Source organism: Streptomyces sp. NPDC047971 (genome assembly GCF_040653355.1).
Classification (GTDB): Bacteria; Actinomycetota; Actinomycetes; order Streptomycetales; family Streptomycetaceae; genus Streptomyces.
The window spans coordinates 1-23,974 of record NZ_JBEZNW010000003.1; the positions used below are offsets into that span (position 1 = coordinate 1).

Genomic DNA, 23,974 nt, shown 5'->3' on the forward strand with positions numbered 1-23,974 from the left:
GGGGGGGCGCCCCCCCCCCGCCCCCACCCGCCGCGTTCTCATGTCCGGGTGCGGGCCGCCTCCGCCCTGACGAAGCGCGCCAGGCGCGCGACGCCGTCCCGGATCTGATCATGCGTCAGATAGCTCACGGACAGCCGGAGGCTGTCCTCGCCACCTCCCTGGGGATAGAAGTACGACATCGGGGTCCAGATGACCCCGAAGTCCTGCGCCGCGCGCGTGAGCGCGGCGTTGTCGGCGCGGAACGGGACGGTGACGGAGAGGAAGAAGCCTCCGCTCGGCTCGTTCCAGCGCATGCCGAGTTCGGCACGCAGGTCTTCCGGGAAGGCCGCCTCCAGCGCCTGGAGGGTGACCCGCATCGCGTCGCCGTAGTAGGCGGCCGTGGCCTTGTTGAGCTCGGAGGCCCGGCCGTCCGCGGTGAGCAGCATGCCCGCCACGACGGCCTGGCTGAGCGGCGAGGTGTTCACGGTCACCATGGACTTGATCTTGGTGAGCTCGTCGGCGAGCAGGCTGGTGCGGCCCGACGCGTCGGTGACGGGCTGGTCCGCGATGGCGAAGCCGACGCGGGCTCCGGGGAAGAGGGTCTTGGACAGCGAGCCCAGGTGCAGCACGCGGTGCCCGCGGTCCAGGGACTTCAGGGTCGGCAGCTGCCGGCCGGGGCTGACCAGCCGGTAGGGGCTGTCCTCGATGATCAGGATGTCCTCGTGAGCGGCCAGTTCGAGCAGCTCGCGCCGGGTCTCCAGCGGCACCGTCGTGCCCGTGGGGTTGGAGTGGTCGGGGATGATGTAGAAGGCCCGGGGGCGGCGCCCCCGGGCCCGCTCGGCGCGGATCGCCGCGGCCAGGTCGGCGCAGCGGAACCCGCCCTCGGCCTCGGCGATCGCGGTCGGCCGGATGTCGAGCAGCCGGGCCGCGCCGGTGATCCCGACGTAGCAGGGGCTGGAGACGAGCAGGACGTCCTCGGGGCCGCGGATCAGCGCCCGGACCGCGAGGAGCATGGCCTCCTGGGCTCCGACCGTGACCACGACCGACTCCGGGGGGACGTCGATCCCCTCGTCCTTGCGCAGCGAGTCGGCGATCAGCTCGCGGATCCGGCCGCCGGTGGGTCCGTACTGGAACAGCGCGGAGCGCACCTGCTCCGGCGTGGCGCCCTCCGTCTCCAGGTGGTCGAGGTAGCGGCGCAGGTACGTGAAGATCTGCTCGGTGTCGAAGAACCCCTCATAGGGGCGCCCCGGCGCGAAGGAGACCGCGTCGGGGTAGTGGGTGGTGATCTCGTTGAGGAACGTCATCGTGCCCAGGACCGGGTCCGAGACGCTGCCGTGCAGATCCTCCGGGCGCAGCCCCGAGGGCCCTGGGCCGTGCACCGGGCGGGCCGGCACGGCGGCCCGGCCGCCGACGAGTTCCGGTCCGGCTTCGCGGACCGAGGCGGTGCCGGTGAGCGCCATCGCCTCCGTCAGCTCGCCGGTGACGAGGGTCAGGACGTCCTCGACGCCGCGGGCCCCGGCCACGGCAAGGCCGTGCAGGACGGGGCGGCCGAGAAGCACGCCGTCGGCGCCGGAAGCGAGGGCCGCGAGCACGTCGGTGCCGCGCCGGATGCCGCCGTCGACGAGGAGCGGGCACGCTCCGGCGACGGCGGCCGCGATCTCCGGCAGGACGTCCAGGGTGGCCGGGGCGCCGTCGAGCTGGCGCCCTCCGTGGTTGGATACCACGATGCCGTCGACGCCCACCGACAGTGCCCGCAGGGCGTCGTCCGGGGAGAGGATCCCCTTGACCAGGACGGGCAGCGAACTGACCGATCTCAGCCACGAGATCACCGTCCAGTCGAGAGCCGGTTCGAACTCGGTGGCGGCGTGCGCGCTCGGCGAGGCGAAGTCGGTGCCGGGGCCGTCCAGGTTGGCGGGCTCGACGCCCGTGGGCAGCCGGAAGCCGTTGCGCACGTCGCGCAGCCGCCGGCCGAGGCGCGGCGCGTCCACGGTGAGCACGAGGGCCTCGAAGCCCGCCCGCTCGGCCCGTTCGACCAGCCGCCGCGTGGTGGCCCGGTCGCGGAAGCAGTAGACCTGGAGCCAGAGCGGGCCCGCGGCCTCGGCCGCGATCTCCTCGAAGGTGCGGCTCGCGAAGGTGCTCACGACGAGCGGCACCCCTGCCGCGCCCGCTCCGCGGGCGGTGGCGACTTCGCCGTCGGGGTGCGCGAGCGTGTGGTACGCCATCGGCGCGACCGCGATCGGGGACGCCCAGCCGCGGCCGAGCAGCGCCGTCCTGGTGTCGGGTGCGCCCTGTCCGGTCAGTACCCGGGGACGCAGCTGCGCCCGGTCGAAGGCGGCGAGGTTGGCGGCGAGGGTACGTTCGTCGCCCGCGCCGCCCTCCAGGAAGTCCCACACGTCGGGGTCGACGGCCGAGCGCGCCGCGGCCGCGTAGTCGGCCAGGGTGACCGGGGGCGCGGCGGTGGGGTCGGTGGCGCTCATCCGGCGGTCAGCCGCTCGCGCTCCACCGCTTCGTACAGGGCACGGATGTTGGAGCTGCCGAAGCCGCGCGAGCCCTGGCGCTGGATGAGCTCGAAGAAGAGCGTGTTGCGCTCGTACGGGGAGCGGCTGAAGAGCTGGAGCAGATGTCCCCACTCGTCGCGGTCGGCGAGCACCCGCGTCTCGCGCAGCTCGCCGACGATCCCGCGCAGCTGCTCGAACCGCTCGACGAGCAGGTCGTAGTACGTGTCGGGCGTGGTCAGGAAGTCGACCCCGCGGTCCCGGAACTCACGCACGGCCGGGATGATGTCGTCGACGAGGAACGCCAGGTGCTGGACCCCGGGGCCCCCGTTGCGCTCCAGGAACGCGTCGAGCTGGCCGGGATCCTTGGCCGGGTCGGGTGCGACGAGGGTGAAGGTGACGCCGCCCGAGCCGCTGCGCACGACCACGGAGTCCATGGCCTGGCCGCCGACGGTGACGTACTCGGAGTAGAAGCGGGAGAACCCGAAGGCATCGCGGTAGAAGTCCGCGTACTCGCCGAGTGATCCGCCTTCGAGGCAGACCGCGATGTGGTCGAGGAGCCGGATCCGTCCCTGTGGGCGGCCGGCGCCCGCCACGGGTATCCAGTTGCGGCCGGGCGGCAGCTGGTCGGCGGGTCTGCCGACGGCGGGGACGAGGGTGTGCACCACGTCGCCGAAGCCGGACACGACCGTTCCGCCGTGCAGGGAGGCGACCGGCTTGGCACCCGCGAGAAGCGCCGCGTCCCGGGTCGCCGTGACGTCGTCGCAGGTCATGGCGATGTCGGCGATGCCGTCGCCGTGCTCGTCGAGGAACTTCCACAGGCCCCGCCCCGAGGTGACGACGATCTGTACGTCGCCCTGTCTGAGCAGGATGGAGCTGCGGTCGACCTCCACGGAGTCGGCGACGCGGGTGAAGCCCATGGCGGACTCGAAGTAGTCGACGGCGGCGAGCTTGTCTCTGGTGAACAGCTCCACGTAAGCCATGTCTTGCACAACCACGGGAAAGCCTCCTGTTGCCGGGGGCGGGGCACCCCGCGCCGCGCTGTGCGGCCGTCCGGGGTGCCCCGCCCGAGAGTTGTCACATGCGTGGTCAGGCGGTGGCTACCAGCGCCACTCCTGCTGCTTGAAGAGGTGACCGGCCTTGATGTCGCGGTCCTTGCACCAGGTCAGGAACTCCTCGATCTGCTTGATCTGGTAGGTGTCCTCGGTGTACGTCGTGGCCATGACGTGGCCCAGCCAGTCCTCCTCGCCCATCGCGTAGACGTACGCCTCGCCGGCGCCGAGCTCCGTCATGATCGCGGCGGCCTGCTCGGCGTTGGAGCCGGAGAGCTTCCGGGAGTTGCTCATCTTCTTGGTGACCGGGATGGTCAGCAGGGCCTGGTAGAGCCAGGTCAGCGGAGCGCCGTCGCACTCCATGCCGAGGAACGCGATGTCGGCCCGGCCCAGGTGGTTCTTGATGTAGCGGTAGAGGTTGGGCTCGATGCCGGAGGAGTCGGCGCCGATGAAGATCTTCTTGCCGGCCAGCTCCGCCCAGTACGTCGACTTGGCACGGATGTCGAGGTCGCAGTGCTCGCCGAGGAACGGGGTCGCGGTGATCTTGCCGCCGGGGAACTCCACCTCGTCGAAGTCGTCGACCTCGATGACGTTGAAGCCCTGGTGACGCAGCATCAGCGCCATCGACGGGTCGGCCAGGTTGCCGCGCGAGGAGCGCGGGACGACGATCGCGCCGAGGCGGCCGCGCAGCTGAAGCAGCGTCTCCAGGACGATGTGGTCCTGGTGGCCGTGCGTGATCAGGACGAGGTCGATGTAGTCGGGCAGGTCGTCCAGCGTGTACCGGTCGGTCTTGTCACTGTCCGCGCTGATGAACGGGTCGGTGACGATGGCGGCTTCGGGCGTCTGCAGGACGAGACAGGCGTGGCCGAAGTAGCGGATGCGGCCGCCGCTCTCGATGTGGCGGTCCTCGGAGAGGCTCGGCTTGTCGGTGAGCAGGGTGCGCAGCTGCTTGGCCTGGGCATCGTCGAGGCCGAGCGCTTCGCGCAGGTGCGCGAGCGTCGTCGGGTGCACCCGGCTCTTGAAGAGCTCCGCGAGGCCCTCGTGGCGGAACGGGATGTCCAGCTCAAGGACGTCGGGGGAGGGCAGACGCGGGGTGCTGAGGATGAACGGGCGCTCGATGCCCGTCTCCATCGACAGCTGCACCGACTGCCGAGCCTCCTGGTAGACGTTGCTCTTGTAGACGACCGGCTCCATGAAACGCATCTGAGCCTGGTTGTCGGTGTCGTACGCGAGCTCGACCAGGCCGCCGAGCTCGGCGGGCAGCTTGGGGTAGAGCGGGGTCAGGTCGAAGCCGGTGGCGTTGGCACGCAGGATCTCCTGCCCCGCGGCGATCGCCTCGGCGAACTTGAGCATGTCCGCCCGGTCGCGCTTGATCGCGGCGAGCAGGTCACGCACCTCGTCGGCGCGCTCCTCCGGGATGTTGATGAAGTAGCCGCCGCGCAGTTCCGGGTTGTTGCTCGCCGCGACATGGACCTGCGGCGACTGCAGGTAGGACTCGAGCAGCGGTACCTGGAGGAAGGCCAGGTTCATCGCCGCCTGCACCGGCGCGATCGTGTAGGGCCAGGCGAAGAACCTGTCCACAAGCGGCTCGATGATTGCTTTCGACCGCAGATAAAGCTGCTCGTCAGCCATGAACGCATTCCCTCCAGGAGAACCGAAGACATTGGACCGCCCGGGGCGTGCGCATCGATTGCTCATGGCGCAACAGCGGACCGTGAAGAACGAATGGGAAACCGCAGGGCTTCGAAATCCGGTTCCGGTGGTGCCCTGCCGCAGCAGAATGCCCCGGGGCGATCCGTCGCTCAATGCCGGTCGGTCTGAACACCCGCGAGAGCCCGAAGGCCCGCTCTTGTCCCGCCGTTCAACCGCCGGTACGGAGCGGTTGAACGGCGGCCTCGGCCGCTCGGAGCCCACTTCGCGCGGTTCCGTCCGTCGTCACACGGCTATCGGCGCGACGGTCGGCTCGGCGAGGTCGAGGTAGTCGGAGACGGCGAGGGCGAACGACAGGTCGAGCCGGCCGGCGTTGAAGTAGATCTCCTCGTGGACGAGCAGGTTCTCGTCGACGAGGAGATCCAGTTCGGACGAGAATGCGAACGGGGTGATGGACCCGCTGACGCTGCCGGCGAGCCGCTCGGCCACCTCCCGGTCCGCGAACGACGCCTCCCGCCCGCCGTAACGGTGGGCCAGCGCCCCCAGGTCGACACGGCGATCGCCGGGGACCACCGCCAGCACGTAGCGCCGTGAGCGCTTGCCCGTGGCGACGCGTACCACGATGGACTTGGCGGCCTGTTCCAGGGGATGTCTGCGCAGTCTGCTGGCGGCCTCCGTGGAGCCTTCGGGTGCGTGGGGAATCATCCGGTAGGAGACCGAGCCGGACGAGAACATCTCGGTGAGCCGTTGGTAGACGTCGGATTCGTCTGTTGCATCAGGGCAGCGGTGCACCATGCCTCCGCGACGGAGAAGAAAAGGGAAAGGGAGAACGTGCCCAGCGGGATCCGACCGCCCGCTCACTTCATGCGCGTACGGCTTGTGGCGCACGCGATGATCTCGTCGAGTGTCATCAATCTTAGGAACCCGCCGCGGAACGGGCAGCTGTTCAACCGCTGTTGCACAGCCCCTTGATCGGGAATGCGGGAAAGGCCCCTGGAAGGGGCCCGGAGGAAGCGCGCGGAGAACGACGAAGCCGCCGTCGGACCTCCGACGGCGGCTTTCCGTGTGACGTGTGCGGGTTACTGGTCCCTGCGCTGTACGGCGACCACGGTGACTATGGCGGAGACGAGGCCCCAGACCGCGTACACGGCCCATGCCCCGCCCTCCGACCACGGGAAGTGCGCGGGCTTCTCGACGACCTCGACCAGCCGCGCCCAGGCGCTGTAGGGCAGCAGGTGATCGACGACGGCCGTTCCGTAGTGGTCGTCGCTCACGGCCATCGGGACGAGCAGCAGCACGGCGAAGCTCACACCCATGGTGGCGGCGCTGGCCCGCACGAGGGCGCCGATCGCCATGCCGACGAGCGCGGCCACCGGGGCGACCAGGGCAGAGGCGAGGATTGCGGGCACGACGCCCGCGTCGCCGATGGAGAGGCCGGTGTCCCGCCCGGAGAGGATCGCCTGGGTCAGCCAGAAGGAACCGCCGGCTGCGACGAGGCCGAGCCCGGTCGTCACCACCACGACGACGAGGACCTTGGCGGCCATCACCGAACGTCGGGCGGGCACGGCGGTGAAGGTCGTACGGATCAGTCCGGTGCTGTACTCGCCGACGACGGTGAGGGCGCCCATCGCGCTGGCGGTCAGCATCAGACACAGCACGGCGGCGTCGGTGAACGCGTCGAGCATCGCCCAGTTGGGCATGAACTCGGCCTTCTGCTGGGCGCTCCAGGTGGGCCAGTTGCTGTAGTCGTTGTACGCGGTGAAGACGTTGAAGCCGATGATGGCGAGCGCGCCGCCCAGGAAGGCCCAGGGGGTGGAACGCAGCGACCAGAGCTTGATCCACTCGGCGGCGACGAGGTCGCCGAAGCGGGCTCGGGGCTCGGTCGTGTCCACGGACCGTACGGGTGACGGCGTGGGGGGAGTGACGGTCGCGGTCATCGGGTGTCTCCTGCTGCGTATTCGACGCTGTCGGCGGTGAGTTCCATGAACGCCGCCTCCAACGATGCGGTGTGGGGGGTCAGTTCGTGCACCGGGACCATGCTCCGGAAGGCGAGGTCGCCGATGCGTGAGGCGCTCATGCCGGTCACCGTAAGCGAGTTGTCGGTCTGGGGCTCGACCTGTGCACCCTCGTCGGTGAGCACCTCCCGCAGCGCGGCGACGTCGGGCGTGCGCACGCTGACGCTCTGGCGGGTGCCGCGTGCGGCGAAGTCCTTCAGGCTCTCGTCGGCGATGAGCCGACCCCTGCCGATGACGACGAGGAAGTCGGCGGTGTTCTCCATCTCCGACATCAGGTGGCTGGAGACGAAGACGGTGCGTCCCTCCGCGGCGAGCCGGTGGAACAGGCCCCGCACCCACTTCACGCCTTCCGGGTCGAGCCCGTTGAGCGGCTCGTCGAAGAGCAGCACCGGCGGGTCGCCGAGCAGGGCGGTCGCGATGCCCAGGCGCTGCTTCATGCCGAGAGAGAAGCCGCCGATGCGGCGCCCGCCCGCTTCGCCGAGGCCGACCTCCTCCAGGACCTCGCCGACACGGCGGCGCGGAAGTCGGTTGCTGACGGCGAGGGCGGTCAGGTGCGCCTGCGCGGTGCGGCCTCCGTGGACGTCGTGGGCGTCGAGCAGGGCCCCGACGTGGCGCATCCCGCGGGGGCGGTCCGCGAAGGGCCGCCCGTCGATCAGGACGCTGCCGCTGGTGGGGCGGTGCAGCCCGAGCATCATGCGCAGGGTCGTGCTCTTGCCGGCGCCGTTGGGCCCCAGGAATCCGGTGACGTGGCCTGGGCGCACGGTGAAACTCAGGTCACTGACAGCGGCCTTCGGACCGTAGCGCTTCGTGAGTTCGTTGACTTCGATCATGCGCTTTATCGTGGCCCGAGGCCGCCCTGGGCGTCATCGGCCCACCGCGGACAATCTCCGAGCGCTCCTGTCGACCACGGTTGTACAACCCTGGGTCGATCCACCCGCCCGCGCAGCCCCGTTACGATCGGCGCCATGCTGGACACTCCCCGTCTCTCGCCGCTGAAGCGGGTCCCTCCGGGCGTCTGGACGGGCGCCGCCTGGTGCGCGGCGGCGCTGTACCCGCTGGTCCTCTCGCCGTCGGTCGCGCCGGGTGCGGCGGCCTCGCGCGGCGGGCTGACCCCCCTCTGGGGGCAGTTGTTCCTCGCCCTGTCCGCCGCGCTGGCCCTGGCCGGCTGCGCGCTGCTCGTACGCCGTCCCTGGCCGGGGTTCGCGCTCCTGCTCGCCGGGACGGGCGCCTTCACGGCCGCGTGGCGGCAGTGGGAGATCCCTCCGCTGCAGTTCTTCTCCGTCGACGTGGCCCTCGCCTTCGTCGCCGCCACCCACCCGCGCCGTTCCTCTCTTCCGTTCGCCGGGGCGGCCCTCGCCGTCCTCGGGCTCTGTCTCACCGGACGGCTGCTGTACGGAGAGGAGGGCGGGACGCCGTCGGAGCCGTACATGGCGCTGACCGTGGTCGTCGCCTGGTTCGTGGGGAACTCCGTGCACCAGTCGCGCGACTACGCCGAGAAGCTCCGCGCCCAGCTCGCCGCACAGGTGGCCGCCCGCGCGGTGACCGCGGAACGGCTGCGGATCGCAAGGGAGTTGCACGACATCGTGGCCCACAGCATCGGCATCATCGCCCTCCAGGCCGGTGCGGCGGCCCGGGTCGTCGACTCCCAGCCGCAGAGTGCGCGCGAGGCGATGCTCGCCGTGGAGAGCGCGGGCCGTGAGTCCCTTTCGGGGCTGCGGCGGATGCTCGGCACGCTGCGCGAGGCGGACCTGGCGGACGGAGAAGGGGACGCGGCCGGTGCGCCGCTCGCACCCGTGGCGGGGCTCGCGGACGTGGAGCGGCTGGCCGAGAGGACGACGGCGGCCGGAGTGCGGGTGGAGGTGCGCTGGCTCGGTGAACGGCGGCCGCTGCCACCGGAGATCGACCTCTCCGCCTTCCGGATCATTCAGGAGTCGGTCACCAACGTCGTACGCCACGCGCGGGGTACGGACGCCTGCCTGGTGACCGTCGACTACGGCGCCGGCGGTGTCGCCATCGAGGTCGCCGACCGGGGCCGGGGAGACGGCTCGACGTCCGGCATGGGTTACGGTCTTGTGGGAATGCGCGAGCGAGTCGCCCTGCTCCACGGGGAGTTCAGCGCCGCACCGCGCCCCGGGGGAGGCTTCCTGGTCACCGCCCGTCTTCCCGTACCGAGCAGCACGACCTCAGGAGCCCGATGACCGTCCGTGTCGTACTCGTCGACGACCAGCCCCTGGTGCGCACCGCGCTGGAGATGGTGATCACCCAGGCGGCCGACCTGGAGGTCGTCGGCCAGGCGGGGACGGGCGAGGAGGCGGTCCGGCTGGTCGCGGCCGAGCGGCCCGACGTCGTGGTGATGGACATCCGGATGCCGGGCATGGACGGCATCGAGGCGACCCGCCGCATCACGGAGGACGGCGACGGCCCGCAGGTGATCGTGCTGACGACGTTCGACGACGACGACTACGTGTACGGCGCGCTGCGCGCCGGGGCGTCCGGCTTCCTTGTGAAGGACATGGCGCTGGACGACATCCTGGCCGCGATCCGGGTGGTGGCGGCGGGCGACGGCCTGATCGCGCCGGCCGTGACACGGCGGCTGATCAAGGAGTTCGCGCAGCGGCCGGTGGAGACGGCGGCGGCCCCACGGATGCTGGGCGGCATCACCGACCGTGAGCACGAGGTGCTGACGCTGGTGGGCCGCGGACTGTCCAACACGGAGATCGCGACCGAGCTGAGCATCAGTGTCGCCACGGCGAAGACCTACGTGACCCGGCTGCTGGCCAAGCTCGACGCGCGCGACCGGGTCCAGCTGGTCATCACCGCCTACGAGACGGGGCTGGTGGGCCGCCCGAGGTAGGCGCCCCGGGGCAGTTCGTACCGTCGTCGGACCTCGCGCACGGGGTGGCGTACGGCGACGGCGACGGCGGTCCTCGGCTCGGCGGACAGGTCGGTCAGGGCCCATCCGGGAAGGTCGCCCGTGACGTCGTCGGCGGCCAGGTCGCGTCCGAGCCCGGTGCCGAGACCTTTGAGATACGCCTCCTTGCGCGCCCAGAGTGTCGCGAACACCGCTGTCCGCGCGCCGGCTTCCGCGGCTTCGACACGGGCACGCTCGGCGGGATGGAGCAGGGGCAGGACCTGCGCCAGGGTGTCCTCGTCCGGCTCCGGCTCGACGTCGACGCCGATGGGCTCCGAGTCGACGCCGATCACCACCAGGTCGCCGCGGTGGGAGAGCGAGAACTCCGGTCCTCCGGGCAGGTCCCGGAGGACGGGCCGTCCGTGCGGTGCGCCGCAGCACGGGCACGGATCGCGCCCGAACCGGAGTTGGTGGTTCGGAAGCCCGGTGCGGGTCGCGAGCACGGTACGGAGCGCGATGTGGGCGAAGGCGTACCGGGCTCGGTCCCGCGGGCGTGCGAGCGCGGTGAACCGGGCCCGCTCGGTGGCGTCGAGGACGCTCAGGTCGAGCGTGCCGAGCTCCGCGGCCGCGGGGGCCCGCAGAATCCATACCTCGGGGTCGTCGGGTGAGAGCACGGGCCGACGGTAGACGAGGGCCGGGGTGTCCGGGTACGAACGGACCTGAACACTCCTCGGAGACGGGGGTGGGAACCGGCGCCCTGAGGCAGCAGCCTCATGGTGCTGACGCGCATGCGGACGCGCTGAACTATGGTGTCCCACCACATACGCCACTGACCTGCGTGTTTCTACGGTGTGGCCACACGAAAACGTCCCCGTACATCCCTGGAAGTGGTGCACATGGCCTCCCCCGCGTCGGCTCCACCCGCCGAGTCGAATCTCAAGCGCATCGTCGCCGCGAGTCTCATCGGCACCACCATCGAGTGGTACGACTTCTTCCTCTACGGCTCGGCCGCGGCGCTGGTCTTCAACAAGCTGTTCTTCCCGGAGTCCGACCCGCTGGTCGGCACGCTGCTCTCGTTCCTGACCTACGCGGTCGGGTTCGCCGCCCGACCGCTCGGCGCGCTGGTCTTCGGCCACTACGGCGACCGGCTCGGGCGCAAGAAGCTGCTGGTCCTGAGCCTGCTGTTGATGGGAGGCGCGACCTTCGCGATCGGCCTGCTCCCCACCCATGCGGCCGTCGGGTCCATCGCCCCGGTGCTCCTGACGGTGCTGCGTCTGGTGCAGGGCTTCGCTCTCGGCGGGGAGTGGGGCGGGGCCGTCCTGCTCGTCTCCGAGCACGGGGACGCCGAGCGGCGCGGGTTCTGGGCGTCCTGGCCGCAGACCGGCGCGCCGGCCGGCCAGCTGCTCGCGACCGGTGTGCTCTCGGCGCTCACCGCGCTCCTGTCCGACGCGGCGTTCCTCTCGTGGGGCTGGCGCATACCGTTCCTGCTCTCCGGTGTGCTGGTGATCGTGGGCCTCTGGATCCGGCTCTCGGTCGACGAGTCGCCCGTGTTCAAGGCCGCGCTGGCGGCGGCCGAGGAGCGCAAGGCGGCCGCCGCGCAGGTCGAGAAGATGCCGCTCGTCGCCGTGCTCAAGCACCACTGGCGCGATGTCCTGATCGCGATGGGCGCCCGCATGGCGGAGAACATCTCCTACTACGTGATCACCGCGTTCATCCTCGTCTACGCGACGACCCAGGTGGGCCTCTCCAAGCAGACGGCCCTGAACGCCGTCCTCGTCGCCTCCGCCGTCCACTTCGCCGTCATCCCGGCCTGGGGCGCGCTGTCGGACCGGATCGGCCGCCGCCCCGTCTACCTGATCGGCGCGGTCGGTGTCGGTGCCTGGATGTTCCCCTTCTTCATGCTGATCGACTCGGGCACCTTCGGCGCCCTGCTGCTCGCCGTGACCGTCGGTCTGGTCCTGCACGGGGCGATGTACGCGCCGCAGGCGGCGTTCTTCTCGGAGATGTTCGCGACCCGGATGCGCTACTCGGGCGCCTCCATCGGCGCGCAGTTCTCCTCGGTGGCCGCCGGTGCCCCCGCTCCGCTGATCGCGACGGCGCTGCTGGCCGACTACGACTCCTCGACGCCGATCTCCCTGTACGTGATCGCCGCCGCGCTGCTGACGGTCGTCGCCATCGCCTGCGCCCGGGAGACCCGTCACCGCGATCTCTCCGAGGTGGCCGAGGACGCCCCGCGGGCCGCGACCGCCCCGGTCCGCGCCGACGTCTGACCGCGCTCCTCGACGGGGACCGAGCGGCCCCCTCGGCCGAGATGGCCGAGGGGGCCGCTTCGTACGGTCGGCGGGGGTGCGGTCGCGGTCCGCTCCTGCCGGTCAGCGGGCGGCGGCCGACGACATCGCGTGGAGGCGGAGGGCCAGTTGGATCTCCAGGGCACGGGACGGTGACTGCCAGTCCGGGCCCAGGAGACGGCCGATGCGCTCGACGCGCTGGGCCACCGTGTTCACGTGGACGTGGAGGTCGTCCTTGGTCCGCGCGGGGCTCATGCCGCTCGCGAAGTACGCGTCCATCGTGCGGACGAGGTCCGTGCCGCGCCGCTGGTCGTAGGCCAGGACCTGGCCGATCGTGCGGTCGACGAAGCCGTCGATGTCCCGGGTGTCGGCGAGCAGCAGGCCCAGGAAGCCCAGGTCCTCGGCGGCCGCGCCCTCGCCCGTGCGGTGCAGCAGGCGCAGGGCGTCCACGCAGCGCCGGGCCTCCTCGTAGGCGCTCACGACCCGGTCCGGTGTGGCCAGGGGCGAGGCGACGGGCGCCGACGCGCCCACGGTGACGCTCTCTCGTAGTGCGCCGCCGAGGTGCTTGGCGGTCTGCCGGGCCAGCTCGGCCGCGGACTCCCCCGGCCCGAGCGGGAGCAGGAGCACCGTCCCGCCGTCGCGCGCGGAGGCCAGCCCCTGCCGGGTCGCGGCGAGGTGGGAGGCGGCCGACCACAGTCGCCGGCGGTCCGCGCTCTCCCGTACTGCGGCGTCGGCCTCGCCCCCGGCCCCGGTCCTGTCCATGCGGGCGGCGAGCACGACGTGGGGTGCGTCGACATCGGTGCGGAGGCGGGCGGCGCGCTCGCGCAGCAGCCCGCGGTCGCGGTCGGGGGCGTCGAGGAGGTCGTCCAGCAGCTCGCCCCGGACCCGCTGTTCGGCTTCGCCGGCCGAGCGGCGGGCGAGCAGCAGCAGGGAGGTCACGAGACCGGCGCGCTCCAAGGTGCGCTGGTCGACGGGGTCGAGGTCGGGCTGGTCGTGCAGGACGAGGGCGCCGAAGGTCTCGCCGCCGGCCGAGACGGCCGCCACCCAGCGGTCGCCCTCGCGCAGTGCGTGGCCGTCGGCGAGCCGGGCCGAGTCGAGGCCGGCGTCGATGAACTCGACCCTTCCGCCGAGGACTTCCGAGACGGCCGCGGCGACGTCGTGGACGCCGCCGCCGTGCAGCACGAGCTCGGTGAGCCGGTCGTGGACCTCCGAGGCCCGTTCGATCACGCCGCTGTGCTCGCGGATGATGTCGTTGGCCCGTTCCAGCTCGGCCAGGGCCGAGCGGGTCTCGGCGAGCAGGTTCGCGGTGTCGATGGCGACGGCGGCGTGCGCGGCGAAGGAGCCGAGCAGCGCGACCTGCTCCCGTTCGAAGACGCGGGCGCGCCGGTCGGCGGCGAACAGCACGCCGATCACCTGGCTGCCCAGGGTCAGCGGCACGCCGAGGATGGCGACGAGGCCCTCGTCGCGCACGGCGGAGTCGATGGTGGCGGTGTGCTGGAAGCGGGGGTCGTCGAAGTAGTTCTCGGTGACGTAGGGCCGGGCGGTCTGGGCGACGAGGCCCCCGAGCCCCTCGCCCATGCCGAGCCGGACCTGCTGGAAGCGCGCCGAGACCGAGCCCTCGGTGACGCGCATGTACGTGTCCCCGGCGCCCGGGTCGTTGAGGCTGAGGTAGGCGACCTCGGTACCGAGCAGGGAGCGCGCCCGCTGGACGATGGCGCGGAGCACGGCGTCGAGGTCGCGCAGTCCCGCGAGGTCGTGGGCGGTCTCGAAGAGGGCGGACAGCTCGGCCTCGCGGCGGCGCCTTCCCTCCAGCTCGGCCCGCACGCGCAGGGCGAGCTTCTTGGCCTGTTCGAGCTCGGCCAGCTCCTCGGGGCCCGCGCCGCTCGCACGGGCGAGCAGCACGGGCCTGTCGAAGCCCTCCGTGGCCGCTCCTCGCGCGAGGAGCTCCAGGTAGGAGACCTGTTCATGGGACATGGACACAGGGATACCTGTCGTAGGGGTGATCGCACCAGCCCTGTGGAAAACCTGTCGTCAGTGCGCGGTCCAGCCGCCGTCGAGGGCCAGGGACGTTCCGGTGATGAACGACGCCTGCGGCGTGCAGAGGTAGAGCACCGCCTCCGCGACCTCCTCCGGCTCGATCAGCCGCTTGAGCGCCGAGTCCTTCAGGAGGACGTCGGTCAGGACCCGCTCGGCGGGGATGGCGTGGGCGGCCGCCTGGTCGGCGATCTGCCGCTCGACCAGCGGGGTGCGGACGTAGCCGGGGTTGACGCAGTTGGAGGTGACGCCGTGCGGGGCGCCTTCGAGCGCGGCGGTCTTGGAGAGTCCCTCCAGACCGTGCTTGGCGGCCACATAGGCGGACTTGAAGGGGGACGCGCGCAGGCCGTGCACGGAGGAGAGGTTGACGATCCGGCCCCAGCCCCGCTCGTACATGTGCGGCAGGGCGCCCCTGATCAGCCGGAAGGGCGCCTCGAGCATCACGGTGAGGACCGTGTGGAAGACCTCCGGCGGGAACTCCTCGATGGGCCGGACGAGCTGGAGTCCGGCGTTGTTCACGAGGATGTCGGCGCCGGCGGCCGCGGCCTCCGCTGCGTCGAGGTCGGTGAGGTCGAGGAGCTGGGGTTCGACGGCGCCGCCGAGACCGTCGGCGGCCCGGACCAGTTCCTCCAGTCCGTCGGCCGCCCGGTCGACCGCTCTGACCACGGCTCCCGCGGCGGCGAGCCGGAGCGCGCATGCCCGGCCGATGCCGCCGGCCGCGCCGGTGACCAGCGCCGTGCGGCCCGTGAGGTCGAGCGTGACGGAGCCGGGCGCGGGCGTGGCGGCGGGTGCGGGGCCCTGTGCGAGTGGGGCCGAGACCTGTGCCGGTGCGGGACCTGATGTGGTGGGGGCGCTCATGCTCCGCACCTTATGAAGGCTCCCACCACCGACCGATGTGTTCAGAGCCCATACTTCAGCTCAGGGGCATGGGGTCGAACCATGTGGGTTCGTCTCTGAGCGCCTGCTCGATCCGGAAGTACGAGAACCGCTTCATCTCCGGCAGGTCGTCCACCTCGAACCACCCGACGTCCGTGGACTCGTCGTCGTTCACGCGCGCCTCGCCACCGACCGCCCGGCAGCGGAAGGTGACGTCCATGAACTGGCACCGGTCGCCGTTGGGATAGACGATCGGCTTGCGCAGGGTCTGGACGAGCACCACCCGCTCGGCCTCGCAGCGTACGGCGGTCTCCTCGAACACCTCGCGCACGGCACACGCGGCGGGCTGCTCGCCCGGCTCGACGATGCCACCGACGATCGACCACATTCCGTTGTCCGTCCGGCGGCCGAGCAGCACGCGGCCCCTGTCGTCGAAGACGACCGCGCTCACACCCGGCAGGAAGAGCAACTGGTGACCGGCGCTGGCCCGGATCTCTCGGATGAAGTCAGGAGTAGCCATGTCTCGACCCTAAGCCTTTGTGGATCAAGAACGCTCGCCTCCGGTCGGGAGCCCTCAGACCTCGCGGCTCCGGCGGGCCCGCACGGCCCGCAGCGCCGACCAGCCGAGCCCGGCGGCCGCGACGCCCAGCAGGAGGACCTCGGGCAGCGTGCCCATCCGCGTCGCCGGGGTGAGCGAGGAGCGCAGCGGCACCTGCTCGACCAGGACGTCCGGGGTGAACATCTCCGATCGTGCCACGATCTCGCCGTCCGGCCGGATGATCGCGCTGACGCCGCTGGTCACCGGCACGACGACGGCGCGGCTGTGTTCGACCGCCCGCACCCGCGACATGGCGAGCTGCTGGTAGGTCATCTCGCTGCGGCCGAAGGTGGCGTTGTTGCTCGGCACGGAGATCAGCTGGGCGCCGTGGGTGACGGTGTCCCGCACGGCCCAGTCGAACGCCGCCTCGTAGCAGGTCGCCAGGCCGACCCGGGTACCGGCGAGGTCGAAGACGCCGACCTCGGTCCCCGGGCCGAAGTCGCGGCTGACGCGGTCGACGTTGCTGTTGAAGATCCGTACGAAGGACCGCATCGGGATGTACTCGCCGAAGGGCTGGACATGCCGCTTGTCGTAGGTGGCGACGGGGCCCTTGCCCGGCTCCCACTGGATCAGGGTGTTGCGCAGCTTCCCCGTGTCCGGGGCGACGACGGCGCCGATCACGGTCGGTGCGCCGATCTTCCGCACGGCCCCGCTGATGGCGTCGGCCGCGTCGGGGTTGGCGTAGGGGTCGATGTCGGAGGAGTTCTCCGGCCAGAGGACGAAGTCCGGCTGGGGCTTCCTCCCCTTCGCCACGTCCTCGGCCAGCTCCTCGGTGCGGGCGACGTGGTTGTCGAGGACGGCCCTGCGCTGGGCGTTGAAGTCGAGGCCGAGGCGGGGCACGTTGCCCTGGACCGCGGCGACGGTCGCGGTGCCGTCCTGCGCGGTGTCGTCGACGAGCGGCAGCGCGGCGAGGGCGCCGGTGACCGGTACGAGGACGGTGAGCGCGGCCGCCGCGAGCGGGCCGCGCGGGACGGCGCCCGTGGCGCGGTACGCGCGGACCTGGCGGATCACCTCGTACAGTCCGAAGCCGCAGAGGGCGACGGCGAAGCCGAGCACCGGGGTGCCGCCGACGGCCGCCAGGGGCAGGAAGACGCCGTCGGCCTGGCCGAAGGCGATCTTGCCCCAGGGGAAGCCGCCGAAGGGGACGCGCGCGCGTGCCGCCTCGGCGAGGATCCACACCGCGGCGGCGAACACCGGCCAGGCGGGCAGCCGGGAGACGGCCGCGATGCCGAGCCCGGCGGCGGCGATGAAGAGGGCCTCGACCGCGGAGAGCGCGATCCAGGGGAAGCGGCCGACCTCGGATCCGGTCCAGATCAGCAGCGGGAGCAGGAAGCCGAGCCCCGTCAGGTAGCCGAGTCCGAACCCGGCTCGCGCACGGCGGCCCCGCAGGGTCCAGCCGAGCAGGCCGAAGGCGGGCAGCGCGAGCCACCACAGCGGCCGGGGCGGGAAGCTCAGGAAGAGCAGCACGCCCGACAGCACGGCCGCTCCCGGCCGTACGAGGCGCCGCGGGCCGGACGGACCGGGCTCCGGGGCGGCGGCGGGTCCTGAGGAGTCGACGGGGGTGATCGTGGTGCTCACCTTGCGGAGTCTACGGCGCGTGCCCGGGGCCGGATCACTCCGGCCGCGTCGGCCGGCCGACGCGGCCGGACGCGGGGCCACGGCCGGGGCGGCGGGCGCCGCCCCTCGGTCACCGTCACCCTTCCCTCACTTCTGCAGCAACGTTCCTGCGCATATGCTCCCCAAACCCCGCCGGTCCCGTTACGGTGTCGGCCAGACGGAGCGGGGGGTCGAGGGGGATGGCTGCACCTGCGGCGGAGCTGGCCGCCGTGCGCGAGCGTGGGCGCGCACCCGATGTCGCCGGGGTGTTGATCCTCGGTGCCGTCGTGCTGTGGTCGCTCGCCACCGCCACCGGCCGGGACGCCCGCCCGGAGGGCGTTCTCCTCGCCGTTCTCGCGCTCGCAGCGGGCTACGCCTGCGGCCGGATCTCCGGGACGCTGCTGCCGGTGGCCGCGGCGGCGACCGCGTCGCTGGCCGCGCTCGGCCTCGCGCTGACCTCCGGGCCGAGCATCCCGGGCGCCGCCCCCACCGGTGCCGTACCCCCTGGCCATACGGGCGCGGCCGCGGCGTTGCTCGTCCTGGCCGCCGGCGCGGCCTGCTGCGCCGCCTCGGCCGCCGATGCGGTCCCGGTCCGTCTCCTGGCGCGGCTGCTCGCGCTCGCGGTGGCGGGTGTGGCGCTCGTCCTCGGCTCCGTGGTGGGTTTCGTCGCGGCGCTCGGGGTCCTGCTCTGCTCCCTCGCGGCGGAACGGATGCGACGCAGACTCCTCGGACTCGCGGGGCTCGTGCTGGCGACGGGGCTGTTCGTGGGGGCGTCCTGGGCCGTGGCCGAGCAACGGCTGCCCGACGGCCTCTCGGTCTCCCTGGAGGGGCAGCTGACCGGGCACCGGGTGCTGCTGTGGCAGGAGGCGGCCTCGATGGCCCGGGAGAACCCGCTGGTCGGGGTGGGCCCGGAGCGCTTCGGCGCACTGAGCCCCACGGCCCGGACGACCCTCTACGCGGACGGGAAGCCGCACTCGGCTCCGCTCCAACAGGCGGCGGAACAGGGGGTCCCGGGCGTCGTCCTGCTGGGCGCGACGTACGGCTGGCTGGTGTGCGGGCTGTGGACCTCTCCCCGGCGGACGGCGGTGGTCCTGACGGCGGCGGCCACCCTCACCGCCCTCGCGGCGCTCGCCACCGTCGGCAACGCGCTGAGCTTCACCCCGGTGACCGCGGGCGCGGGGCTCCTCGCGGGTCTGGCGACGGCCCGCCGGGCACCCGCGCCGACCGACGGCTGACGGCCGACGACAGCCGGGCGACGACCGATGACGAACCATCCGCGCGCCCCTCGCTCAGGCCCCCGACGGCCCCGTCGGCGTCGGGGGGCGCAGCCGGTCGCGGATGACGCGGACCCCGAACTCGGCGTCGTCGACGGTGACCGTGAACGTCCGGCCGTCGTCCAGCTTCAGGACGAGCGCCTCGCCGCGTCGGACGATGACCCCCTTGCCCTTCTCCGGACGCCAGCGGTAGCCCCAGCCGCCCCATTCGTGGGGCGTGACCTTCGCGACGTAGTCGGCACCGACCACATGGGCGAGCAGGATGCGCCGACGCGGCACTCCCATGTGGCCGCAGCGGACCTCCATGGCCCGCTGGTCCACCCTGACCTCGACATGGACGAAGGCCAGCGTCCCGAACAGGACGAGCAGCCCCGCCGCGACGCACCCGATCACGGCCATCAACAGGGCCGCGATGCCGGAGGTCCAGGCCGAGTCGACCGCGATGGTGATGCCGAGCGCCATGCAGGCGGCGCCGGCGACCGCCGCCACCCACTGCATGCGGTTGGTGGCTCGGCCGATCCACACCTCGGGCAGGGGCGCGTCGACCCCCAGGGGGCGAGGATGTCGGGGATGTCGGAAATGGTCCCTCATGCGGGGCAGCCTACTCACGTTCCGCTCGTACGGCGCCCCTTCGGGGCCGGACGGCGGCTCCGTCAGCGGGCGGGCGCCGACGCCCGGAGCAGGCGGCCTTCCAGGTAGCTCAGGGCGGCGGCCGGCAGGTCCGAGGTCCGTCCGCTGAGCAGGACGGTGAGGCCGCCGGTCGGCTTCGCGGTGGGCTCGGGCTCGGCGCCGATCCGACGGAGCGCCTGTGCCGCGACTGCCCCCGCCGAGCCGTGGAAAACCACCGGCGGCAGGTCGGGGGAGTGCACCGCGGCGCGGATCCGCTCGGCGACCAGCTCGTAGTGCGTGCAGCCGAGCACGAGGGCCCGTACGTCCGGTGGGGTGAGGGCCGCGGCGGCGGCGACCGCCCGGTCGACGGCGTCCGCGTCGGCGTGCTCCACGGCGTCCGCGAGGCCGGGGCAGGGCACCTCGGTGACCTCGGCGCCGTCGGCGAAGTCGCGGATCAGGCCGCGCTGGTACGGGCTGCCGGTGGTGGCCGGCGTCGCCCAGATGGCGACCTTGCCGCCCCCCGCGGCGGCCGGCTTGATCGCGGGGACCGTGCCGATGACCGGGATGTGGGGCTCCAGCGCGGCGCGCAGCGCGGGCAGGGCGTGCACGGAGGCGGTGTTGCAGCCGACGATCAGCGCGTCGGGCTCGTGCTCCGCGGCCGCGCGGGCGACGGCGAGGGCCCGCTCGGTGAGGTCCTCCGGCGTCCGGGGCCCCCAGGGCATCCCGTCGGGGTCGCTGGAGATCACCAGATCGGCGTCCGGCCGCAGTCGACGAACCACGGCCGCTGCCGGGAGCAGGCCGATTCCGGAGTCCATGAGCGCGATCTTCACCCGATCACCCTATCCGACCACCCTTGCGCGCCCGGGGATCTGGGGCAGACTGCGGCGAATGAGCGCCATTGCCTGGATCGCCACGGGTTCGCTGGCCGCCTGGGGGTGGCTGCTGCTGGGTCAGGGGTTCTTCTGGCGTACCGATCAACGCCTGCCGAAGGCACGGGCGCGCCCGCGGCCGGGCGAGTGGCCGAGGGTCGCGATCGTCGTGCCGGCACGGGACGAGGCGGAGGTGCTTCCGCTGAGCCTGCCGTCGCTGCTGTCGCAGGACTATCCGGGTGAGGCGGAGGTCGTGCTCGTCGACGACGGCAGCACGGACGGCACAGGGAAGCTCGCCGGCGAGCTGGCGTCGCGGTACGGGGGGCTGCCGCTGACCGTGGTCTCGCCGGGCGAGCCCGAGCCCGGCTGGACGGGGAAGTTGTGGGCGCTGCGCCACGGCATCGGCCTGGCACGCGCGCGTGGCCCGGAGTTCCTCCTTCTGACCGACGCCGACATCGCCCATGAGCCGGACAGTCTGCGCCGGCTCGTGGCCGCGGCCGTCGGCGGCGATCTGGACCTGGTGTCCCAGATGGCCCGGCTGCGGGTGGCGAGCGTCTGGGAGCGCCTGGTCGTGCCGGCGTTCGTCTACTTCTTCGCCCAGCTGTATCCGTTCCGCTGGATCAATCGTCGGCGCCCGCTGGCGACGGCGGCGGCCGGCGGGTGCGTGCTGCTGCGGACGTCGACGGCGGAGCGGGCGCGGGTGCCGGACTCGATCCGGCAGGCGGTGATCGACGACGTCTCGCTGGCGCGCGCGGTACGGAGGGCGGGCGGGCGGATCTGGCTGGGTCTCGCCGAGCGGGTGGACAGCGTCCGCCCGTACCCGCGCCTCGTCGACCTGTGGCGCATGGTCTCGCGGAGCGCGTACGCCCAACTCCGGCACAACCCGCTCGTGCTGGCGGGCACGGTGGCCGGGCTGGCCGTCGTCTATCTCGCTCCCCCGGTGGCGCTGGTGGTCGGCGTGGCGGGCGGGGACGCGGCGGCGGCCTGGACGGGCGGGGTCGCGTGGGCGGTGATGGCGGGGACGTATCTGCCGATGCTCCGCTACTACCGGCAGCCGCTCTGGCTCGCCCTGACGCTGCCGTTCACCGCGTCGCTCTATCTGCTGATGACGGTGGACTCGGCGGTGCAGCACTACCGGGGACGGGGCGCGGCCTGGAAGGGACGGACCTACGCCCGCCCCCGGCCGGCCCCGGACCGGTGACCTGAGGGCGCACCCGCCGCGCTTCCCCTCGTGACGGCCGGAGCGCGAAGCGCGCCGAGACCGGCCGGAGAAATGGGCGTCGGTATCGGAGCGCACTTTCTCCGACACAAGGAGTAGCGCCCGGGTCTCGACGTCCCGGACTCCCCCACCTGAACGCCGGCCCAATTCGACGCGCACAGCGCGCGCCGCCACCGGAACATTGACTCCCTTAAGCATGGACATGATCCCCCGGGTCGCCGCTCTCGGGACATCAAGATTTCTTTACGCCGACCTAATGACGGGGCATGCGGGGCATCGGAGCAACCCGTGGGTAACCCCTTCCCAGCTCGTGTTTTCAAGATCAGCGGCCCGGCGGAGCCTCTCGGCGCGACCGTTTTTGTCACGTTCGATCGGATTATGGATCGACGGTCACTCAGAACCCGTCAAACAACCCTCTTATCGGGCTCCCCAACCAGCACATCGTGGGCTTAACTTATGTGCCATGACCTCCCCCCGCTCCACCTACGGCGGCGGTTACTACACCGCGCCGTCGTTCCCCGACACCCCCATCTACGACTCCCTGGTCGCGGAGCGGGGCACGCCTCAGATCGCCCCGATCCGAGTGCCTTCCGCGTACGACACCGGCAACAGCTACCTGCCGGCGCTGCCCGCGGCCCTGCCCGCCCTTCCGGCGGGCCCCAGCCAGCCCTCGCCCGCCTACAACGGGGGCTCCTACGGCTACCCGCAGCCGATGCAGCAGCAGATGGCCCCCGTGCCGCTGCAGCACGCGCCCGCGCCCTACATCCCCCAGCAGCCCGTCGGCCGCGGCGGCTACCCGGGCGGCCAGCCCCAGCAGCCGCAGCGCCCGGCCAACACGGGGTACGAGGCGATGCGCCCGGCGGCCCGCCCCGCCCCGGCGCCCGCGCAGTACCAGGACCCGTACAACCGCCCTTACCAGGGTCAGGGGTACTGAGCGACGCCAAAAACGGAGCTACTGGCAGGATGGCGACATGTCGATCCCTCGCCTGCGCTCCGTCCATGTCCACCCGGTCAAGGCGCTGCGCGGTTACGCACCCGCCGAGGCGGAGGTCCAGCCATGGGGACTGGCCGGTGACCGCCGCTGGGCCGTCGTGGACTCGTCGGGCAAGGTCGTGACCCAACGCCGTCATCCGCAGATGGCGTTGGCCTCGGCCGAACCGCTGCCGAGCGGTGGCATCGAGCTGTCCGCGGCCGGCCGCCCGACGCTGTCGGTCGAGGTGCCGCGGCCGTCGTCCACGATCCGGGTGGAGGTCTTCGAGACTCCGGTGGAGGCGGTCCCGGCCGATCCCGCGGCCGACGCGTGGTTCAGCGCGTACCTGGACACCGAGGTGCGGCTCGTCCACATGGACGAGCCGGCGCACCGCCGTCCGATCAAGCCCGAGTTCGCTCTGCCGGGCGAGACGGTGAGCTTCGCGGACGGCTTCCCTCTCCTGACCACCACCACCGCCTCCCTCGATGCCCTGAACTCGCTGATCGCGCAGGGCGATCACGCCGACGAGGGCCCCCTGCCGATGAACCGCTTCCGGCCCAATCTGGTCATCGACGGGACCGCGCCCTGGGCCGAGGACGGCTGGACCCGGCTCGCGGTCGGCGAGGTCACCTTCCGGGCCGCCCGGTCCTGTGGCCGTTGTGTCGTGACCACCACCGACCAGCGCACCGCCGAGCGCGGCAAGGAGCCGCTGCGGACGCTCGCACTCCACCGCAAGGACGGCGGCAGGCTGATCTTCGGGCAGAACCTCGTGCCCGAGACCGTCGGCACCGTCCGCGTGGGGGACGAGATCAAGATCATCGACTGAGGCGGGCGACCGGCGCACGACGCCGCTTTCACTCCTCCTGCCCCGGATGGCAGGGAACCCTCCCCGGGGGCAGTCTCGTTGAGAGAGCCATGGACGAGGGGGTGCGAGGCATGCGAGCAGCCGCCGGAGTCTGGCGCTGGCGGCACAATCCCCTGCGCCGGACCACGGACCTGGTCGAGGCGTGGGTCGCCCTGATCTCCGTGGTGCTGCTCGCGCTCGCCGTGCCGACGGCGGGCTGGATCTCCGCGGTGCGCACCGACGCCTCCCTCCAGCGCACCGTCCAGGCCCAGCAGCGGCTCCGGCAGCCGGCGACCGCCCGGGTGATCCGGCTCGCCGACACCCCGGCGTCGGGGTTCACCAGCCCCGACCCCGCGGGCGAACAGCCGCTGCGCCGTTCCGTCGTGGCCCGCTGGACGGCGCCGGACGGCACTGCGCGCACGGGCACCGTCACGACCCGGCGCGAACTGGCCGATCCGGGCGACTCGTTCCGGATCTGGACCGACCGGAGCGGACGACCGGTCGCACCGCCCATGCCTCCGGAGACCGCGCACGCCCACGCGATCGCCATCGGGCTGCTCACCGCGGGCCTCACGGGCGCCTTCGTCGAGGCGGCCAGACGTGGTGTCGTACGACGCCTGGTACACCGGCGGTACCGGCGCCTCGACCGGGCGTGGGACAAGGCCGGTCCCGACTGGGGACGCACGGGCGCGGGCAGCTGAGGCCCGCCCCGGACGCACCCGCCGCGGGCGGCCGCCCCTCCCCGTTCGGCGGAT

At 72.4% G+C, this 23,974-nt stretch carries 21 protein-coding genes; 8 read left to right on the forward strand and 13 right to left on the reverse strand.

From position 1 onward, the window contains the following. Positions 1 to 38: 38 nt before the first annotated feature. From AB0D99_RS04130 to AB0D99_RS04155, 6 genes are all read right to left on the reverse strand, one after another. The gene (locus AB0D99_RS04130; protein ID WP_362356680.1) at positions 39 to 2,456 is read right to left on the reverse strand and encodes an aminotransferase class I/II-fold pyridoxal phosphate-dependent enzyme; all 2,418 of its coding nucleotides are present in this window, start codon (positions 2,454 to 2,456) and stop codon (positions 39 to 41) included. Further along, on the reverse strand, positions 2,453 to 3,472 hold the full coding sequence (gene hppD / locus AB0D99_RS04135) for a 4-hydroxyphenylpyruvate dioxygenase (protein WP_362356682.1): 1,020 nt from the start codon (positions 3,470 to 3,472) through the stop codon (positions 2,453 to 2,455). Before hppD ends, AB0D99_RS04130 begins: the two co-directional genes overlap by 4 nt. A gap of 102 nt (positions 3,473 to 3,574) precedes the next feature. Next, a complete protein-coding gene (locus AB0D99_RS04140; protein WP_362356684.1) occupies positions 3,575 to 5,158 on the reverse strand; it encodes an MBL fold metallo-hydrolase in 1,584 nt (527 codons plus the stop codon). Between the two features lie 303 nt (positions 5,159 to 5,461). Then, on the reverse strand, positions 5,462 to 5,911 hold the full coding sequence (locus AB0D99_RS04145) for a YbaK/EbsC family protein (RefSeq protein WP_362357212.1): 450 nt from the start codon (positions 5,909 to 5,911) through the stop codon (positions 5,462 to 5,464). A gap of 344 nt (positions 5,912 to 6,255) precedes the next feature. Then, on the reverse strand, positions 6,256 to 7,113 hold the full coding sequence (locus tag AB0D99_RS04150) for an ABC transporter permease (protein ID WP_362356686.1): 858 nt from the start codon (positions 7,111 to 7,113) through the stop codon (positions 6,256 to 6,258). Further along, positions 7,110 to 8,021 carry an ABC transporter ATP-binding protein gene (locus AB0D99_RS04155; protein WP_362356688.1) on the reverse strand — a complete coding sequence of 304 codons (912 nt, stop codon included), beginning with the start codon at positions 8,019 to 8,021 and terminating at the stop codon, positions 7,110 to 7,112. The genes AB0D99_RS04150 and AB0D99_RS04155 overlap by 4 nt, the downstream gene beginning before the upstream one ends. A gap of 135 nt (positions 8,022 to 8,156) precedes the next feature. Between AB0D99_RS04155 and AB0D99_RS04160 the strand changes: the two genes are divergently transcribed. Both AB0D99_RS04160 and AB0D99_RS04165 read left to right on the forward strand, forming a co-directional pair. Then, positions 8,157 to 9,389 (forward strand): sensor histidine kinase, encoded by a 1,233-nt coding sequence (locus AB0D99_RS04160; protein WP_362356690.1) that lies wholly within the window; start codon positions 8,157 to 8,159, stop codon positions 9,387 to 9,389. Next, the gene (locus tag AB0D99_RS04165) at positions 9,386 to 10,045 is read left to right on the forward strand and encodes a response regulator transcription factor (RefSeq protein WP_362356692.1); all 660 of its coding nucleotides are present in this window, start codon (positions 9,386 to 9,388) and stop codon (positions 10,043 to 10,045) included. The genes AB0D99_RS04160 and AB0D99_RS04165 overlap by 4 nt, the downstream gene beginning before the upstream one ends. Here the strand turns inward: AB0D99_RS04165 and AB0D99_RS04170 are convergent. Next, positions 10,012 to 10,716, reverse strand: coding sequence for a 4'-phosphopantetheinyl transferase superfamily protein (locus AB0D99_RS04170; protein ID WP_362356694.1), 705 nt, complete (start codon positions 10,714 to 10,716; stop codon positions 10,012 to 10,014). The two genes, AB0D99_RS04165 and AB0D99_RS04170, sit on opposite strands and share 34 nt — an antisense overlap. Positions 10,717 to 10,938: 222 nt before the next feature. Between AB0D99_RS04170 and AB0D99_RS04175 the strand changes: the two genes are divergently transcribed. Beyond that, complete coding sequence (locus tag AB0D99_RS04175) at positions 10,939 to 12,312, forward strand: MFS transporter (RefSeq protein WP_362356696.1); 1,374 nt, start codon at positions 10,939 to 10,941, stop codon at positions 12,310 to 12,312. 102 nt (positions 12,313 to 12,414) lie between these two features. On the opposite strand, the gene AB0D99_RS04180 is transcribed toward AB0D99_RS04175, so the two are convergent. Genes AB0D99_RS04180 through lnt form a run of 4 tightly spaced genes read right to left on the reverse strand, consistent with a single transcriptional unit; the run spans position 12,415 to position 17,416 of the window. After that, a complete protein-coding gene (locus AB0D99_RS04180) occupies positions 12,415 to 14,304 on the reverse strand; it encodes a GAF domain-containing protein (RefSeq protein WP_362356698.1) in 1,890 nt (629 codons plus the stop codon). 57 nt (positions 14,305 to 14,361) lie between these two features. Further along, entirely contained in the window at positions 14,362 to 15,222 is an 861-nt protein-coding gene (locus tag AB0D99_RS04185) for a 3-hydroxybutyrate dehydrogenase (RefSeq protein WP_362356701.1), read from the reverse strand. Between the two features lie 55 nt (positions 15,223 to 15,277). Continuing rightward, a complete protein-coding gene (locus tag AB0D99_RS04190) occupies positions 15,278 to 15,760 on the reverse strand; it encodes an NUDIX domain-containing protein (protein WP_362356703.1) in 483 nt (160 codons plus the stop codon). Positions 15,761 to 15,814: 54 nt separating this feature from the next. Further along, entirely contained in the window at positions 15,815 to 17,416 is a 1,602-nt protein-coding gene (gene lnt, locus AB0D99_RS04195) for an apolipoprotein N-acyltransferase (protein ID WP_362356705.1), read from the reverse strand. Positions 17,417 to 17,634: 218 nt separating this feature from the next. On the opposite strand from lnt, the gene AB0D99_RS04200 reads away from it, so the two are divergent. After that, positions 17,635 to 18,669, forward strand: a complete 1,035-nt coding sequence (locus tag AB0D99_RS04200; RefSeq protein ID WP_362356707.1) for an O-antigen ligase family protein — start codon at positions 17,635 to 17,637, stop codon at positions 18,667 to 18,669. A gap of 54 nt (positions 18,670 to 18,723) precedes the next feature. Here the strand turns inward: AB0D99_RS04200 and AB0D99_RS04205 are convergent, their stop codons facing one another. Both AB0D99_RS04205 and AB0D99_RS04210 read right to left on the reverse strand, forming a co-directional pair. Continuing rightward, a complete protein-coding gene (locus AB0D99_RS04205) occupies positions 18,724 to 19,299 on the reverse strand; it encodes a hypothetical protein (protein ID WP_362356709.1) in 576 nt (191 codons plus the stop codon). 62 nt (positions 19,300 to 19,361) lie between these two features. After that, complete coding sequence (locus AB0D99_RS04210) at positions 19,362 to 20,147, reverse strand: aspartate/glutamate racemase family protein (RefSeq protein WP_362356711.1); 786 nt, start codon at positions 20,145 to 20,147, stop codon at positions 19,362 to 19,364. Between the two features lie 58 nt (positions 20,148 to 20,205). Between AB0D99_RS04210 and AB0D99_RS04215 the strand changes: the two genes are divergently transcribed. The 4 genes from AB0D99_RS04215 (at position 20,206) to AB0D99_RS04230 (ending at position 23,920) form a co-directional block, all read left to right on the forward strand. Then, complete coding sequence (locus tag AB0D99_RS04215) at positions 20,206 to 21,387, forward strand: glycosyltransferase (RefSeq protein ID WP_362356713.1); 1,182 nt, start codon at positions 20,206 to 20,208, stop codon at positions 21,385 to 21,387. A gap of 481 nt (positions 21,388 to 21,868) precedes the next feature. Beyond that, entirely contained in the window at positions 21,869 to 22,339 is a 471-nt protein-coding gene (locus tag AB0D99_RS04220) for a DUF6643 family protein (RefSeq protein WP_362356715.1), read from the forward strand. Between the two features lie 37 nt (positions 22,340 to 22,376). Then, positions 22,377 to 23,201, forward strand: coding sequence for an MOSC N-terminal beta barrel domain-containing protein (locus AB0D99_RS04225; RefSeq protein WP_362356717.1), 825 nt, complete (start codon positions 22,377 to 22,379; stop codon positions 23,199 to 23,201). A 110-nt stretch (positions 23,202 to 23,311) separates the two neighbouring features. Next, on the forward strand, positions 23,312 to 23,920 hold the full coding sequence (locus tag AB0D99_RS04230) for a hypothetical protein (protein ID WP_362356719.1): 609 nt from the start codon (positions 23,312 to 23,314) through the stop codon (positions 23,918 to 23,920). Positions 23,921 to 23,974: the final 54 nt, after the last annotated feature.

Excerpts from the sequence above, each read along its gene's own strand:
- AB0D99_RS04205 (WP_362356709.1), bottom strand. The coding sequence starts at position 19,299 with ATGAGGGACCATTTCCGACATCCCCGACATCCTCGCCCCCTGGGGGTC.
- AB0D99_RS04145 (WP_362357212.1), bottom strand. The coding sequence starts at position 5,911 with ATGTTCTCGTCCGGCTCGGTCTCCTACCGGATGATTCCCCACGCACCC.
- AB0D99_RS04225 (WP_362356717.1), top strand. The coding sequence starts at position 22,377 with ATGTCGATCCCTCGCCTGCGCTCCGTCCATGTCCACCCGGTCAAGGCG.
- AB0D99_RS04165 (WP_362356692.1), top strand. The coding sequence starts at position 9,386 with ATGACCGTCCGTGTCGTACTCGTCGACGACCAGCCCCTGGTGCGCACC.
- AB0D99_RS04140 (WP_362356684.1), bottom strand. The coding sequence starts at position 5,158 with ATGGCTGACGAGCAGCTTTATCTGCGGTCGAAAGCAATCATCGAGCCG.
- AB0D99_RS04230 (WP_362356719.1), top strand. The coding sequence starts at position 23,312 with ATGCGAGCAGCCGCCGGAGTCTGGCGCTGGCGGCACAATCCCCTGCGC.
- AB0D99_RS04155 (WP_362356688.1), bottom strand. The coding sequence starts at position 8,021 with ATGATCGAAGTCAACGAACTCACGAAGCGCTACGGTCCGAAGGCCGCT.
- AB0D99_RS04180 (WP_362356698.1), bottom strand. The coding sequence starts at position 14,304 with ATGTCCCATGAACAGGTCTCCTACCTGGAGCTCCTCGCGCGAGGAGCG.
- AB0D99_RS04150 (WP_362356686.1), bottom strand. The coding sequence starts at position 7,113 with ATGACCGCGACCGTCACTCCCCCCACGCCGTCACCCGTACGGTCCGTG.
- AB0D99_RS04215 (WP_362356713.1), top strand. The coding sequence starts at position 20,206 with ATGAGCGCCATTGCCTGGATCGCCACGGGTTCGCTGGCCGCCTGGGGG.
- AB0D99_RS04220 (WP_362356715.1), top strand. The coding sequence starts at position 21,869 with ATGACCTCCCCCCGCTCCACCTACGGCGGCGGTTACTACACCGCGCCG.
- AB0D99_RS04185 (WP_362356701.1), bottom strand. The coding sequence starts at position 15,222 with ATGAGCGCCCCCACCACATCAGGTCCCGCACCGGCACAGGTCTCGGCC.
- AB0D99_RS04190 (WP_362356703.1), bottom strand. The coding sequence starts at position 15,760 with ATGGCTACTCCTGACTTCATCCGAGAGATCCGGGCCAGCGCCGGTCAC.
- AB0D99_RS04175 (WP_362356696.1), top strand. The coding sequence starts at position 10,939 with ATGGCCTCCCCCGCGTCGGCTCCACCCGCCGAGTCGAATCTCAAGCGC.
- AB0D99_RS04160 (WP_362356690.1), top strand. The coding sequence starts at position 8,157 with ATGCTGGACACTCCCCGTCTCTCGCCGCTGAAGCGGGTCCCTCCGGGC.
- AB0D99_RS04200 (WP_362356707.1), top strand. The coding sequence starts at position 17,635 with ATGGCTGCACCTGCGGCGGAGCTGGCCGCCGTGCGCGAGCGTGGGCGC.
- AB0D99_RS04130 (WP_362356680.1), bottom strand. The coding sequence starts at position 2,456 with ATGAGCGCCACCGACCCCACCGCCGCGCCCCCGGTCACCCTGGCCGAC.